Genomic DNA, 14658 nt, shown 5'->3' with positions numbered 1-14658 from the left:
AGTGACCTTTATTGATTCGTATTTTTGAAATAGAGTAAGATAAGAAATAGGGTAAGATAAATGGTATAGGGTCAGTGTAGCCGAATTAACCCTATAAAAAAACCACAATGCTAGTGTAACTACGATCAACCCACCACTAAGAATTTTGAGGCTATAAATAAGTAGATAAGCACGCCCGAAGCATCACTTATTGAGGTTATCAAAAGGGCACTAGAAGTAGCCGGGTCAAAGCCTAACTTATTAAGTATAAACGGTAAACTCATTCCAACCATACTGTCAATCATGACTACCGAAACTATGCTTAATGCTAGCACTAAGGATACGATGGCATCACCGCGAATATAGCCAATAATAGCGACCGCAACCGCCATAGTAGCGCCGAGTAGTAATGCAACTAAGGCTTCTCGGCCTAATAGTGAGAACCAGTCGCGCATCACTACATCACCGGTCGCTAGCGCCCTGACCATCAAAGTAGCCGATTGGGAGCCAGCATTGCCACCGCTATCGACCAATAGCGGCAAGAAGGATACTAAGACTAAGTTAGCGGCTATCAGATCCTCAAAATTGACAATACTAAACCCTGAAAGCAGATTACCAAATATCAATAATACCAGCCAAAAGACGCGTTTACGATAGAAGACGGTAATGCTAGCGTCTTTTAGACGCCCGACCATAGTAGTGACACCGCCCGATTTATGAAAGTCATCAATCGCTTCATCACTCGCTACATCCATAGCATCATCGTGGGTAACAATACCTACTAAAGCACCACTATCGTCAATAATTGGTAGGGCAATTAAGTCATAACGTGCTACGGCTTTTGCTACATCTTCTTGATTGTCATTTACGTGACAAGACACTAGTGAGCGCATCACTTATATTTAGCGCAAGAGCGTCATTTTTCATTGATTCTTACTCCATGCGCTTCAAGAGCGTTTTAGTGCATACATTAATAAATAGAGTAGTCAATATATAGGCTACAAATAAGACGTCTATCATAGCGCTTTACCATATATAAACAAGCATCGCCATTCATTAGTGATCCTCAAGACTTAAAAGTCTAAAAACAGGGCCATAAAAAACCACAACGCCAGTAGTCTGATGTTGTGGTTCTCAAATTATGCGACTTGTTATGCTACTTATAGGTACTACTAAGTGTGCAAGTATAGTAGCTATTATTTAAATAATATTTATCTCATACACCAGCCATGGCTGGCATTGATAGACTGACCGGTAAATACATTCGTTGGGAAAGCAGCCAAAAATAATGCTGTTTGCGAGACATCTTCGATAGTGGTGAATTCTTTATTAAGGGTATTCGCCAGCAAAATATCGTTGATGACTTCATCTTCGCTAATGCCCTTTTCGGCAGCTTGCAATGGGATCTGATCGTTGACCATAGCGGTTTTTACAAAACCTGGTGAGATCATATGCGCGCGAACATTATGCGGCGCACCTTCTTTGGCAACCGCGCGGCATAAGCCTAATAGTCCGTGTTTAGCGGTAATGTAAGGCGCTTTAAAAAGTGAGGCATCATGAGCATGAATGGAGCCGATATAGATAATTGTGCCGCCTTTATTGTCTTTATACATGTGCTCTACAGCAGCTTTGGTCGTCAAAAATCCACCATCTAAATGAGTAGCTAACAGGTTTTTCCAATTGTCAAAAGTCATCTTAGTAATAGGGTTAATCAGCTGAATGCCCGCATTAGAGACTAAAATATCAATACCACCAAAGGTATCTATTAGCTGCTTGACGCCATCGTTAACAGCATTCTCTGATCTCACATCCATATCAATCGCGATAGCTTTGCCGCCCGCTTTAGTGATGATATCGACCGTCTGTTTTGCGCCATCGACATCGATATCAGCCACGCCGATAACCGCGCCTGCACGGGCATAAGTTTCTGCGATATCACGGCCAATACCAGCAGCGGCTCCTGTGATTAAAGCTACTTTACCAGTTAAATCTTGTTGTATTTGGGTCGCCATATATTTTCCCTTTTATGGTCAGTGGTTGTTGATATGCAGTAAAACTAGCTACTTATATAAGTTATAAGTTTGACTGTATTTTTGAAGCTTAAGTTTTGAAGATTAAAGTTAAAGAAATAAACAATAGCAATCCATTTGCTATTGTTTAAAAGGATCAAAATTAGGAGGTGTGCTTTATTGTTATAGGGCGTGTCCTCATTTTGAAAATGATGATAAAAAAGAGATAGATTTTTGCCAATCAAAGTAAATTTTGCAGAGAATATGAATATATTGTCTATAAATTTTCAAATAGTGGCGAGAATATAGCCATTTTTAGACCATTCAAAAGGTTTTGTTCAGATTGAGGGCATACCCCAATATTTATGACTATGTTTTAACTGATTTTTGAACGAAAAATACTGATAATGATGTTGTTAAAGGCAGCTCAATTAAAAGCAAAGTCATTAGAGGCAAGGTTATTAAACGCAACTGTTTGCGCACACTTTTCTATGAAGTGTAGGTCGCAACATTTAGTTACATTAATGACTAATAGCCAAGAAAAGCCGATAAACGTAAATACGAATAAAGAGTGAAGATGATCAGTAAGATGAATCAGCGGGTAATTCGAATGAGCAGATTTTTAGGCTAAAATCGATAGTATGTGCTAAGCGGTGTGATCAAATCGTATAGAGGAGTAGATATGAATAAACTGGCTCAATTAAATGATATAACAGCGGTCTTTATAAGAGTATTACAGTGAACACCTATAAACTGAATTTAGGTGACCCCTTAATATAAACTATTTATCGAATTATTACAGGTTAATTTGCAATAATTATCCATTGAATAAGTTAGCTTAGCAATAACTAAAAGTTATTGCTAAGCGTTGTGTCTTTATAGGTTGCCTCTTACAAGGGTAATAGTTATTTAGAATGCGACGGTCTATAAAGCACGTGATACTAGTTCATAAACCAGCCATGACTGGCCACTATAGACTGACCTGTAAATACATTAGTAGGGAATGCGGCTAAAAACAGCGCTAACTGGGCAATATCGGTCACTGTTGTAAACTCTTTGTCCACCGTATTGACGAGCATAATATCATTGACGACAGCCTCTTCACTAATACCCTTCTCGGCCGCTTGCTCAGGAATTTGCTTTTCGACTAATGGGGTTTTCACAAACCCAGGACAGATCACATGCGAGCGCACATTATGTTCAGCGCCTTCTTTGGCCAGCACACGGCACAAACCAAGCAAGCCGTGTTTGGCAGTAACATAGGGCGCTTTGTACATGGAGGCTTCATGAGAATGTACCGAGCCCATATAAATGACCGTACCCCCTTTATCGCCACTATACATATGCTTTATTGCCGCTTTGGTGGTCAAAAAAGCCCCGTCTAAATGAATATTCAGCATCTTTTTCCAATCAGAAAATGCCATCTTATCTATGGGATCAATGATCTGAATACCCGCATTGGAAACTAAAATATCAATGCTACCAAAAGCATCAACTAAGCTTTGTACGCCAGCATTGACTGCCTCCTCAGAGGTGACATCCATCTCAATCGCCAATGCCCGTCCACCAGCAGCTTCAATAATATTAACTGTCTTTTGTGCGGCATCAAGGTTGATATCAGCAATACCAACAGCAGCGCCAGCACGAGCGTAAGTCTCGGCAATATCGCGGCCGATACCACTAGCAGAGCCTGTGACTAAAGCGACTTTACCACTTAGATCTTTCTCTAATGTCGTGGTCATAAGTTATCCTTACCATAAATTGAGCAAAATTTATTGAGCAGTGATTATTGAGCAAAAGTTACCCAGCACTCTTTATTGAGCAATGACTACAGGGGTTTTTGCTTGCAGCTCTTCAAAGCTGACGCCCTCTGCCAGCTCAACCAACTGTAACCCTTGATCAGTGACATCTAACACTGCCAGCTCAGTGATAATACGATCTACCACCCCTTTACCCGTCAGCGGTAACTCACAATTGGCAAGGATTTTAGGGTCGCCATGCTTATTGACTTGCTCCATCAGTACAATGACTCGCTGCACACCTGCGACTAAATCCATCGCTCCGCCCATGCCTTTTACCATCTTTTGGGGGATCATCCAGTTGGCCAAATCCCCATGCTCTGAGACTTCCATCGCGCCCAAAATTGCCAAATTGACATGGCCACCACGTATCATCGCAAATGATTCTGAGCTACTAAAATAGCTAGCGCCAGACTCAGCCGTGACGGTCTGCTTGCCTGCATTGATAAGATCAGCGTCGACAGCCTCTTCATCTGGAAACTCGCCGATGCCCAATAGACCATTCTCTGACTGTAGCCAAACATCCATACCTTTTGGAATATAGTTCGCGACTAAGGTTGGTAGACCTATGCCAAGGTTAACGTAGTAGCCATCTTGTAATTCTTTGGCAGCGCGCTGCGCCATTTGCTCTCTTGTCCATGCCATGGTGTCATCCTTATCTATTACACTATTTTGTTAATTTACCGTTATAAGATTGCTAACTGAGCTTTGTCTATTAAGCCTTGTCGACAGCTTTAGTCGTTGTTTTTTCAATGCGCTTTTCAGGGCTATCATTGAGCACAATACGCTGTACAAAAATCCCTGGCAGATGGATCTCATCTGGATCAAGCGCCCCAATCTCTACAATCTCCTCTACTTCGGCTATCGTAATCTTACCTGCCATTGCACAATCTGGATTAAAGTTGCGCGCGGTTTTGTTAAATATTAAATTACCCGCTTTATCCGCTTTTTGTGCTTTGACTAATGACACATCAGCGACTATTGAGTGCTCAAGCACGTAAGTGCGCCCATCAAAATCACGGGTTTCTTTACCTTCAGCGACTTGCGTACCGACACCAGTTGCCGTATAAAATGCAGGAATACCAGCACCGCCTGAGCGCAATTTTTCTGCCAAGGTGCCTTGCGGAGTCAGCTCGACTTCTAATTCGCCTGCCAGATACTGACGCTCGAACTCTTTGTTTTCACCGACATAAGAGGAGATCATTTTTTTGATTTGACGGGTTTGCAGTAGCAACCCAAGACCAAAATCATCGACGCCAGCGTTATTACTGACACAAGTCAGATCTTTCACACCGCTATCGCGTAGGGCTTCGATCAAAGCCTCAGGAATACCGCACAGCCCAAAGCCACCGATAGCCAAGGTTTGTCCATCTTTGACAACACTCTCTACAGCCTCTTTGGCACTGCTATATACTTTTGATTGACTCATAATGCTCTCCTTGCAAATGTCATATTTATTATAGGAACGTGCTACGCATGATAATAATTAAAGATTGGTATAAAACAAAATAATACCCATTATCATAAAAACCTCGATAAAGCGTGAGGTAACTTAGCACAATATTTTCGCAGCGACTAGCGAATAAATTTTGCAAATCAAAAGCCTTGTATGACTCTCTTAGGTAGGCCGTTAAGAATACGGATATCCACTATATATATGTTAATTATTGGATAATAACGCTGTATTTGATTTTCATTGACCTCCATCCGCAGGCAGGGCATAATCGGCGTTTTGAAGTTTGCCAAGGAGAGGCGCTCATGTTTAGCATACTTGCTATTGTTATTACTTTGTTATTATTGATGTTCTTCGCTTATCGCGGTTATTCGGTGTTGATTCTAGCACCTATCATGGCAGTTTTAGCCGTGTTTTTATCGGGTGATTTTTTGAGTAGTATCCCTGCTTATACTGACGTATTCATGTCAGCACTAAGTGGATTTTTGCTCAAATTCTTTCCTATTTTCTTGCTTGGCGCTTTGTTTGGGCGCTTGATGGCAGACTCAGGTGCAGCGACGGCGATCGCTAATACTGTTGTCAAAAAACTTGGTGCTAGTAAGGCCATCTTAGCGGTCATTCTAGTCTGTGCTATTTTGACTTATGGCGGTGTCTCATTATTCGTTGTAGCCTTTGCTATTTATCCGATTGCTAAAGATTTATTTAAGGCGGCTGATATTCCCAAGCGCCTAATACCAGCGGCTATTGCCCTTGGCTCATTCACCTTTACTATGACCGCCCTACCAGGCACGCCTGCCATTCAGAACGCTATTCCGATCCCTTACTATAATACCAACGTGTTTGCTGCGCCTATCCTAGGTATCATCGGTGGCACGATCATGTTTATCTTTGGTTGGTTATGGCTACAGTCGCGCGCTAATAAAGCTCAAGCCGCAGGTGAAGGTTACGGTATCCATGACGATGATATCGGTGTAGGCGGTGTTGGTGAGAGCCAAAGCAAGACTGCTACGCTAGAGGACAGTGCGCAAAGTAACATCGCGCAAAGTAACTTAGCCAATGAGGCTGAAGCTCGTAACACCCATCAGACCTCGTTTGCTATTGCGATGATTCCATTAATATTGGTTATTGGTCTCAACGCTCTACTGACTTATATGATTTTCCCAGCAATGGATTTTGCTAGTTTACAGGCCCAGTTCCCTGATCTAAATATTCAAGGATCGCTTGGCTTATGGTCGATCATTATCTCGCTCGTTATTGCCTGTGTGGTACTTATTATATTACGCTTAGGCCACTGGAATGATCTGCAAAAGACCATTAACCGTGGTACTTATGATTCTATGCTGCCTATTTTTAACACAGGCTCAGAGGTCGGTTATGGGGCGGTTATTGCTTCATTAGCAGGTTTTCTTATTATTCGCGATAGTATCTTAAATCTAAGCCCTGACAATCCCCTCATCTCAGAAGCGGTGGCGATGACCACCCTAGCTGGTATCACAGGCTCATCCTCAGGTGGTTTGAGTATTGCGTTAACCACACTTGGCGAGGATTATTTGCGTATGGCGGTTGCCGCTGGTATTGATCCAGAGTTGATGCATCGAGTTGCTGTGATGGCGGCAGGTGGCCTTGATACTTTGCCACACAGTGGCGCGGTTATTACCTTGCTGGCGATTTGTGGCCTAACCCATAGACAGTCTTATCTCAATCTAGCTATGGTCACGATAGCCATTCCCTTATGTGCGGTGGTGGCGGTTATTGTTTTAGGTACGATGTTTGGGTCGTTCTAAGATTACAATTGTGAGTATAATTTTCAAACCCACCAAGCTAGCTGGCTTGGTGGGTTTTTTAATGTCCAATCAATGCCTACCAATAATAGTGATTTCTTACCTTGATATTCAATTGCTGACACGTTTAGGGCAAATTACGGTATCATAGGCGCAATTTTTTAATTTTACAGTCTAATATCTGCTAAGTGTCTAAGATAAAGCCGTACAGACGCTAAACGCAACAGTGATACAACTCAATTAAGGTGATAAAAGTGCGTGAGATTCTAGTGACCAGTGCCCTGCCCTATGCCAATGGCTACATCCATTTAGGCCATCTTGTAGAATATATTCAAACGGATATTTGGGCACGAGCGATGAAGGCGCAGGGCCATCAAGTGACTTATGTGTGTGCTGATGACGCGCATGGTACGGCTATTATGCTCAAGGCTGAAGACAATGGTATTACGCCTGAAGAGCAGATAGCGACGGTCAAAGCCTCTCACGAAGCGGACTTTGCCAAGTTTTTGATTGAATTTGATAATTATTACTCGACCCATTCAGATGAGAATAAGCATTTCTCAGAGCTGATTTATCGCCGTCTAAACAGCGCAGGGCACATCTCAACCCGTGATGTTGAGCAGCTATTCGATCCCGAGAAGCAGCTATTCTTAGCGGATCGCTTTGTCAAAGGCACATGCCCAGAGTGCGACGCGGCTGATCAGTATGGCGATAACTGCGAAGTATGTGGGACTACTTATGATGCTACTGAGCTGAAGAATCCACGCTCAACGCTATCAAATGCAACGCCTGTATTAAAGATTTCTAAGCATTATTTCTTTGATTTGCCTGAATTTGATCAGTTCTTGCAAGATTGGACGCGCACTGACAATCGCCTGCAACCATCAGTGGCGAATAAGCTACAAGAGTGGTTCGATGCCGGTCTTGCCAGCTGGGATATCTCGCGTGATGCGCCCTACTTCGGTTTTAAGATTCCCGATACCCCTGAAGATGAGCCTGATAAATACTTTTATGTTTGGCTAGATGCGCCCGTCGGTTATATGGCCAGCTTTAAGAATTTATGTGAGCAGCGCAAAGGCACTGACAAACCTTTAGACTTTGATCGTTATTGGCTGCAAGAAAATGAGCATAAGACTGAGGTATATCACTTCATCGGTAAAGACATTGTCTATTTTCATGCGCTATTCTGGCCTGCGATGCTGGCAGGTAGTGAGTTTCGTACGCCAACGGGCGTATTCGCTCATGGATTCTTGATGGTCAATGGCGAGAAAATGAGTAAGTCGCGCGGTACTTTTATCAAGGCCGAAACTTATGCTGAACACTTGCATCCTGAGTATCTACGTTATTACTTTGCTAGTAAATTGTCTGACAAGGTTGAAGACATTAACCTTGATCTAGAAGACTTTATGCAAAAGGTGAATTCTGATCTTGTTGGTAAAGTAGTCAACATTGCCAGTCGTAGCGCTGGATTCTTGGTCAAAAAATACGATGGTATGCTATCAGAGGTTTGCGCTGAGCCGCGTCTATTAGAAGACATCACTAAGACAGGCGATGAAATTGCCGCCGCTTACGAGAATCGTGAATTCTCAAAAGCGATGCGCTTAATCATGCACTGCGCGGATAAGGCCAATGAGTATATCGATGAGAAAAAACCTTGGTCATTAGCTAAGCAGGAAGGAACGGAGCAGGAAGTACAAGACGTCTGCTCGGTTGCGATCAACATCTTCCGTCAATTAATGGTTTATCTTGCACCTGTATTACCTGAGCTGACCGCTAATGCCAAAGGTTTCTTAAATATTGATAGCTTAAGTTTCCATAGTCGTAACGAGTGGTTATTAGGTCACCAAATTAATAAGTTTAAACCGCTTATGCAGCGCATCGAACAAAAAGATGTTGATGCAATGGTTGAAGCCTCAAAAGCATCGCTAGGGTCTACTTCTGACGTTACAACCGCTCCTGCACCTACCAGCGGCGCTACTATCGAAAACGCTAATGCTAAAGACGCTCTAACTGGCGCAGATAATGAGCAAATCGACTATATCGGCATCGATGATTTTAGTAAGGTTGAAATGAAAGTTGCGCACGTTCTCGACTGTAGCTATGTCGAAGGCGCGGATAAGCTCCTGCAATTTACTTTAGATGTCGGTGAAGATGAGCCACGTAACGTATTTAGCGGTATTCGTAAATTTTATGAGCCAGAACAACTGCTGAATAAAAAAGTGATTTGCGTGACTAACCTCGCTCCGCGTAAGATGAAATTTGGCATCTCAGAGGGAATGGTGCTGTCTACGGGTAATCCAAAAACTCAGCTGACCGTTGTTACCTTGCCTGATAACTGTGTGATTGGTGATGTGTTGGCTTAAGACTAACTTAATAATGCTTTGATAAAAGAGAACCGCTATGGTGTTGCTTAGACTATTAGCCGATATTCTCCTATATTTAGCTTTGGGCTCACTTGCTTATTGGTATTTTACCGAAGATATGACTGCCCTACTTATTGCCATTGCTAGTGGGGTCATCAGCTTTTTACTATTTATTATAACTACGGATATTAGACAGTCACAGCACAAGCGTAAGCACAACATTGATGCTTATGATATTTGGGATTGGTGGTTTTTCGTTGAATTGCTTGAGATACCATTGCGATTACTTGTTTGGCTACTTAAAAGCTTATGGCGAGTCTTTGATTGACCGCTAATCAATGCTTTGACCCTTATGGCTTAATTTTTTATTGCGCTTAGTTACATTACTGTCATAATATAGCCACTTAGATCAAAAAATTGATTGTTAATAAACCAGTACATGACAGCTATTTATTGCTCTATTATATGATTAACCTGCACTTTCTAATTTAAGAGTTAACTGAATATATGACTATTGCCACGACTTTACGCCTAAGCTTATGCGGAGCTACTATCAGTGCCATCAGCATGTTGGGTCTTATAGGATGCTCAAACTCCTCTACCGAAACGACAGTAAGCACTGATGACAGTAGTACCGTCGCAGATAAACCTGCCAAAGCGATAGCCATCACTCAAATCGTTGAGCATCCCTCTTTAGATGATATGCGCCGCGGTATTATCGATGAGTTGGCAGATAATGGCTATGTTGAAGGTGAGAATCTAGAGGTTAACTTTCAAAGTGCGCAAGGTAATACTGCAACCGCAGGTCAGATTGCCAAGCAGTTCGTTGGTGACAGTCCCGATGCTATCGTGGCTATTTCAACGCCATCTGCCCAGTCTATCGTATCAGCGACGACTACGATACCTATTGTCTATACCGCCGTATCTGATCCACTAGGCGCCAAACTTATTAATCCAGATGGCAGTCCTTTTCAAAGTAATTTGACGGGATTGTCTAGTCAGTTGCCGTTAGAGCCACAGCTGGATCTATTACAACAGCTCAAGCCTGACCTTAAGACTATCGGTTACGTCTATAGTCCAGGTGAGGCCAACTCCGTATCATTACGCGATGATCTCAAAGCGGCTCTGCCAGCACGCGGATTGAAACTGCTTGATATTCCTGCTAATCGCCCAACCGATATCGGTATGGCAACTCGTAGTCTACAGGGTCGTGCTGAGATTATTTATACTTCATTCGATAATAACGTAGCCTCCGCTTTTGAGGCGATGACCCAAGCGGCTAATGAGCTGCGTATGCCTATCGTTGCCTCTGATGAGTTCAGTGTGCAGCGCGGCGCTACAGCAGCACTTGGCGTGAACGACTATGATTTTGGTCGAGTTACAGGCAAGATGGTCTATCGAATATTGAATGGTGAAGCGGTAAACACTATCAAGCCGCAGGTCATGAATGATCTGACGCTGTATGTCAGTCCAAAACATGCCAAAGCGCAAGGCGTTGCCTTGTCAGCGGATATGCTCAAAAAAGCTATCGACGTTGATGCTAAAACGGCTAAAGCAGTTGAATAAATAGCGAAGCTAGGATCTAAGCTAAGTAAATTAAAAGCTTTATTTTTGATTATCATTTTATCTATGTATGGAAGCATCTTTTACCTTTAGGAGTGATACCCATGTTATATCAAAATTATGTTGGTCGTTTTGGCAAAGCCTTATTGTTAGGCGGTGTTTGCGCGGGCTTGCTTGCGGGCTGTAATCAAGCACCAACAGACGATCCTGATACTGTCGATGGCGCTGTAGGTGGCGACACCAGCTTGGCTATGAAAAACGTAGCTATCACGGCTATCGTTGAGCATCCAGCGCTAGATGATGTCCGTAAAGGGGTCATTGATGAGCTTGCTGAGCAAGGCTTTACCGAGGGCAAAAGCTTGACGGTTAATTTCCAAAGTGCCCAAGGTAATACTGGAACAGCTGGTCAGATTGCCAAGCAGTTTGTCGCTGATGAAGCTGATGTTATCGTCGCTATTGGTACACCATCGGCGCAATCTGTAGCTGCCGCTACTAGCACTATCCCGCTAGTATTCTCAGCAGTGACGGATCCAGTAGAAGCCAAGCTCGTCCCTACTCTTGATGGCTCTGGTACTAATGTCACTGGTGGTTCTGATGCGCTTCCTTATGAGCCACAAATTGAATTGATGCGTCAAATTATTCCAAGTCTGAAAAACGTCGGTTATGTCTATAGCCCAGGTGAAGTTAACTCAACGATTATCTTAAAGAATTTGAAAGAGAAATTGACGCCACTAGGTATTAATGTCTTAGAAGCGCCTGCTCAGCGTAGTAATGATATCGCTATGGCTGCTCGTAGCTTAGAGGGCAAAGTCGATATGATTTATACCTCAACGGACAATAACGTCGTCTCCGCTTATGAGTCCTTGTATCAAGTTGCTAAAGAAAGTAAAATTCCGCTGATTGCTTCTGATACCAGCTCAGTTGAGCGTGGCGCTGTTGCAGCATTGGGCGTTGATTATTATAGCTTAGGTCGTGAGACAGGCAAAATTGTCGCTCGTATCTTAAACGGTGAAAAAGCAGGTGATATTCCAGTCTACACGCCGCAAATGCTGAATCTATATGTCAGTCCAAAGAACGCGAAAGAGCAAGGTATTACGTTGCCACAAGCGCTTATTGATGAAGCCAAAGAAGTGCTAGAATAAGTCGCTTGTTATCAGTGGCTTTGCGCTAGCTCTATTTGATTAGTGCTAGCTTGGCTTTAAACGATGATTTTATGAGTTGAGCATAATTATCGTCTGTTTTGACGCTATAATAGCGTTCTATGACTATATACATAGATATATATGGAGACAAGCTCAGCTATAACGTCTTAGGCTGGGCTTGTTTTTTATAGATTTTAGAATAAATACTTATGATTATCTGTTATTGTAACCTGTTCTGGTTCACCCTAACTGCAGATTGTTTGATCTGTTAAATTCACCGCTCAGTGGTTTGGCTCGTAGGATCTATAAAGGTTATTTATTTATAAATCATTTTTAATGCCAAACGCTTGATTATGACTTATTGATTACTTATGTCTTTAATTGCTTTTTTTGGTGCGCTTGAGAGTGGTCTAATCTACGGTCTAGTGGCGCTTGGCGTGCTGATCTCATTTCGTACTTTGGACTTTCCTGATTTGACCGCTGACGGTAGCTTTCCATTAGGCGGTGCGGTCGCTGGCATCTCTATTGTGGCTGGAATCAATCCTTGGTTGGCTTGTCTTTTCGGTATGCTGGCAGGCTCAGTCGCAGGTATCGTGACCGCTTGGCTACACGTCAAGCTCGGTATCTTGCAGCTATTAGCCAGTATCTTAGTGATGGTCGCGCTATATTCGGTCAACCTACGTATTATGGGCGCGCCGAATTTGCCACTGCTAGGCGAGACTACCGTGTTTAGCTCGCTAGTCACTGATGGAAACGGTTATTGGATGCGCTGTTTGATCATCGGCGCTGTAGTCATTATTGCCAAGCTCTTATTAGACTGGTTTTATAGTACAGAAACCGGTCTATCTATGCGCGCTACAGGCTCTAACTTACGGATGGCACAGGCACAGGGCATCAATACCTCGTGGATGACTATCACAGGTATGGCGGTCTCAAACGGGTTGATTGCTTTGGCAGGAGCGCTGTTTGTACAGACTCAAGGTGGCGCTGATATCTCTATCGGTATCGGTACTATTGTTATCGGTCTAGCTGCGGTTATTATTGGTGAGACGATTATTCCAGCCAAGCGTATTTGGTTAATCACCTTGGCTGTCATCCTAGGTGCGGTACTGTACAAGCTATTTATTCAGGTAGCACTATCCAGCGACTCCCTACGCAGTATCGGCTTTGGGCCGCAAGACTTAAACTTGATCACTGCCCTATTGGTCGTCATTGCCCTAGTCTTACCAAAAGCTAAGGGTAAGTTTATGAGTCGTAAATTACGAGTCTGAGAATTAACTTATGTCTTATAAGCAAACCCTAAAATAAGTCTATTACATAGTAATTAAAGCGCAGCCACGAGATGCATTATTAATGATATAGGTTCAGTCATATCATTTTATCGTAGCTATAACAATTAATAAGCGCTCATTGGCCAAAAAGCAAGCAGAAGGAATAACGATTATGATGCAAGCTAAAGATTTGCGCTTGACCTTTAATCCAGGCACGCCCATCGAAAACCCTGCATTGCGCGGTATCGATCTCAATATTGCTGACGGCGAATTTGTGACCGTGATTGGTACCAATGGCGCGGGTAAATCGACTTTTTTAAACGCAGTCAGTGGCACAACGCGAGTCGATAGTGGTTCTATTTTATTAAACGGCATCGATGTCACCAAAAAGTCTGCGCATCAGCGCGCTCATTGGGTTGCCCGTGTATTCCAAGACCCGATGGCAGGGACTTGTGAGGCGCTGACCATTGAAGAGAATATGGCATTAGCCTATAAGCGCGGTGGCAAGCGCGGGCTTAGTTTTGCGCTAAACCCCAATAACCGCGATCTATTCAGAGAAAAGCTCTCCGTCTTAAAGCTTGGACTTGAGAACCGTCTTACCGATAGAATGGGTCTGTTATCGGGTGGTCAACGCCAAGCGGTCAGCCTGCTTATGGCTTCCCTGCAACCGTCCAAAATCTTACTACTTGATGAGCATACCGCAGCGCTTGATCCCAAGACTGCGGCCTTTGTATTAGAGTTAACGGACAAAATCGTCACCGATAATAATCTGACCACAATGATGGTGACTCACTCTATGCAGCAGGCGCTAGCCCACGGTACACGTACGGTTATGTTGCATCAAGGACAAGTGGTACTCGATGTCGCTGGCGATAAGCGCCAAGGTATGACCGTCCATGATCTGCTCGATATGTTTGAGCAAACACGCGGCGAAAAGGTCGATGATGATAGTTTGATTTTGAGTTAATGCTTGTCCTAGCTTATTTATAGCGATATATGCCTACCTTTGAGTAGGCATTTTTTATGGCATTAAAGTTCAATGGTGTCAAAAATTGTCAGTTTGACAAAACTCTATGTCGATGTAGCTATCGATGTAGGGTTTTTTTATGTCAAAAGCATTGTCAAAGGATACTTTACTCTAGATTCTTCACGTAGCTAGTATATTTTAAGATATGGCACAACAATTGCATATTTAAGTTAGATGATTTGATCAGGTAAAAAATTACCACTGACAAAATTTGTAGATGCTAAGACTAACTCCCTGATTGAGATACATTAATTTTTATTTGAATCACCTT

General features: G+C 42.9%; 11 protein-coding genes and 1 pseudogene. 7 read left to right on the top strand and 5 right to left on the bottom strand.

Features of this window, described 5'->3' with window-relative positions; all coding sequences use genetic code 11:
* Window positions 1–125: 125 nt before the first annotated feature.
* The 5 genes and pseudogenes from ACR63T_RS04255 to ACR63T_RS04235 form a co-directional block, all read right to left on the bottom strand.
* A pseudogene (locus tag ACR63T_RS04255) lies at window positions 126–866 on the bottom strand (magnesium transporter); the annotation flags it as partial.
* A 324-nt stretch (window positions 867–1190) separates the two neighbouring features.
* Complete coding sequence (locus tag ACR63T_RS04250; RefSeq protein WP_201572583.1) at window positions 1191–1991, bottom strand: 3-hydroxybutyrate dehydrogenase; 801 nt, start codon at window positions 1989–1991, stop codon at window positions 1191–1193.
* 938 nt (window positions 1992–2929) lie between these two features.
* The gene (locus tag ACR63T_RS04245; protein ID WP_472784873.1) at window positions 2930–3730 is read right to left on the bottom strand and encodes a 3-hydroxybutyrate dehydrogenase; all 801 of its coding nucleotides are present in this window, start codon (window positions 3728–3730) and stop codon (window positions 2930–2932) included.
* 72 nt (window positions 3731–3802) lie between these two features.
* Window positions 3803–4432, bottom strand: a complete 630-nt coding sequence (locus ACR63T_RS04240; protein ID WP_201572581.1) for a CoA transferase subunit B — start codon at window positions 4430–4432, stop codon at window positions 3803–3805.
* 70 nt (window positions 4433–4502) lie between these two features.
* The gene (locus ACR63T_RS04235) at window positions 4503–5216 is read right to left on the bottom strand and encodes a CoA transferase subunit A (protein ID WP_305899839.1); all 714 of its coding nucleotides are present in this window, start codon (window positions 5214–5216) and stop codon (window positions 4503–4505) included.
* A 329-nt stretch (window positions 5217–5545) separates the two neighbouring features.
* On the opposite strand from ACR63T_RS04235, the gene ACR63T_RS04230 reads away from it, so the two are divergent.
* The 7 genes from ACR63T_RS04230 (at window position 5546) to ACR63T_RS04200 (ending at window position 14327) form a co-directional block, all read left to right on the top strand.
* Window positions 5546–7024, top strand: coding sequence for a GntP family permease (locus ACR63T_RS04230; protein WP_472784872.1), 1479 nt, complete (start codon window positions 5546–5548; stop codon window positions 7022–7024).
* A 251-nt stretch (window positions 7025–7275) separates the two neighbouring features.
* Window positions 7276–9384, top strand: a complete 2109-nt coding sequence (gene metG, locus ACR63T_RS04225) for a methionine--tRNA ligase (RefSeq protein ID WP_472784871.1) — start codon at window positions 7276–7278, stop codon at window positions 9382–9384.
* Between the two features lie 37 nt (window positions 9385–9421).
* Window positions 9422–9712, top strand: a complete 291-nt coding sequence (locus tag ACR63T_RS04220; RefSeq protein WP_472784870.1) for a hypothetical protein — start codon at window positions 9422–9424, stop codon at window positions 9710–9712.
* A gap of 179 nt (window positions 9713–9891) precedes the next feature.
* Window positions 9892–10950, top strand: coding sequence for an ABC transporter substrate-binding protein (locus ACR63T_RS04215; protein WP_472784869.1), 1059 nt, complete (start codon window positions 9892–9894; stop codon window positions 10948–10950).
* A 101-nt stretch (window positions 10951–11051) separates the two neighbouring features.
* Complete coding sequence (locus tag ACR63T_RS04210; RefSeq protein ID WP_472784868.1) at window positions 11052–12089, top strand: ABC transporter substrate-binding protein; 1038 nt, start codon at window positions 11052–11054, stop codon at window positions 12087–12089.
* Window positions 12090–12460: 371 nt separating this feature from the next.
* Window positions 12461–13360: an ABC transporter permease gene (locus tag ACR63T_RS04205; protein WP_472784867.1), complete on the top strand. Its 900-nt coding sequence runs from the start codon at window positions 12461–12463 to the stop codon at window positions 13358–13360.
* 172 nt (window positions 13361–13532) lie between these two features.
* A complete protein-coding gene (locus tag ACR63T_RS04200; RefSeq protein ID WP_305899833.1) occupies window positions 13533–14327 on the top strand; it encodes an ABC transporter ATP-binding protein in 795 nt (264 codons plus the stop codon).
* The last annotated feature ends 331 nt before the right edge of the window (window positions 14328–14658 follow it).

The sequence above is a fragment of the Psychrobacter sp. M17(2026) genome (assembly GCF_055699815.1).
The sequence above is the reverse complement of the archived record's forward strand: the minus strand, read 5'-3'. Positions and strand labels throughout refer to the sequence as shown.

Excerpts from the sequence above, each read along its gene's own strand:
- ACR63T_RS04250 (WP_201572583.1), bottom strand. The coding sequence starts at position 1,991 with ATGGCGACCCAAATACAACAAGATTTAACTGGTAAAGTAGCTTTAATC.
- ACR63T_RS04245 (WP_472784873.1), bottom strand. The coding sequence starts at position 3,730 with ATGACCACGACATTAGAGAAAGATCTAAGTGGTAAAGTCGCTTTAGTC.
- ACR63T_RS04240 (WP_201572581.1), bottom strand. The coding sequence starts at position 4,432 with ATGGCATGGACAAGAGAGCAAATGGCGCAGCGCGCTGCCAAAGAATTA.
- ACR63T_RS04235 (WP_305899839.1), bottom strand. The coding sequence starts at position 5,216 with ATGAGTCAATCAAAAGTATATAGCAGTGCCAAAGAGGCTGTAGAGAGT.
- ACR63T_RS04230 (WP_472784872.1), top strand. The coding sequence starts at position 5,546 with ATGTTTAGCATACTTGCTATTGTTATTACTTTGTTATTATTGATGTTC.
- ACR63T_RS04220 (WP_472784870.1), top strand. The coding sequence starts at position 9,422 with ATGGTGTTGCTTAGACTATTAGCCGATATTCTCCTATATTTAGCTTTG.
- ACR63T_RS04215 (WP_472784869.1), top strand. The coding sequence starts at position 9,892 with ATGACTATTGCCACGACTTTACGCCTAAGCTTATGCGGAGCTACTATC.
- ACR63T_RS04210 (WP_472784868.1), top strand. The coding sequence starts at position 11,052 with ATGTTATATCAAAATTATGTTGGTCGTTTTGGCAAAGCCTTATTGTTA.
- ACR63T_RS04205 (WP_472784867.1), top strand. The coding sequence starts at position 12,461 with ATGTCTTTAATTGCTTTTTTTGGTGCGCTTGAGAGTGGTCTAATCTAC.
- ACR63T_RS04200 (WP_305899833.1), top strand. The coding sequence starts at position 13,533 with ATGATGCAAGCTAAAGATTTGCGCTTGACCTTTAATCCAGGCACGCCC.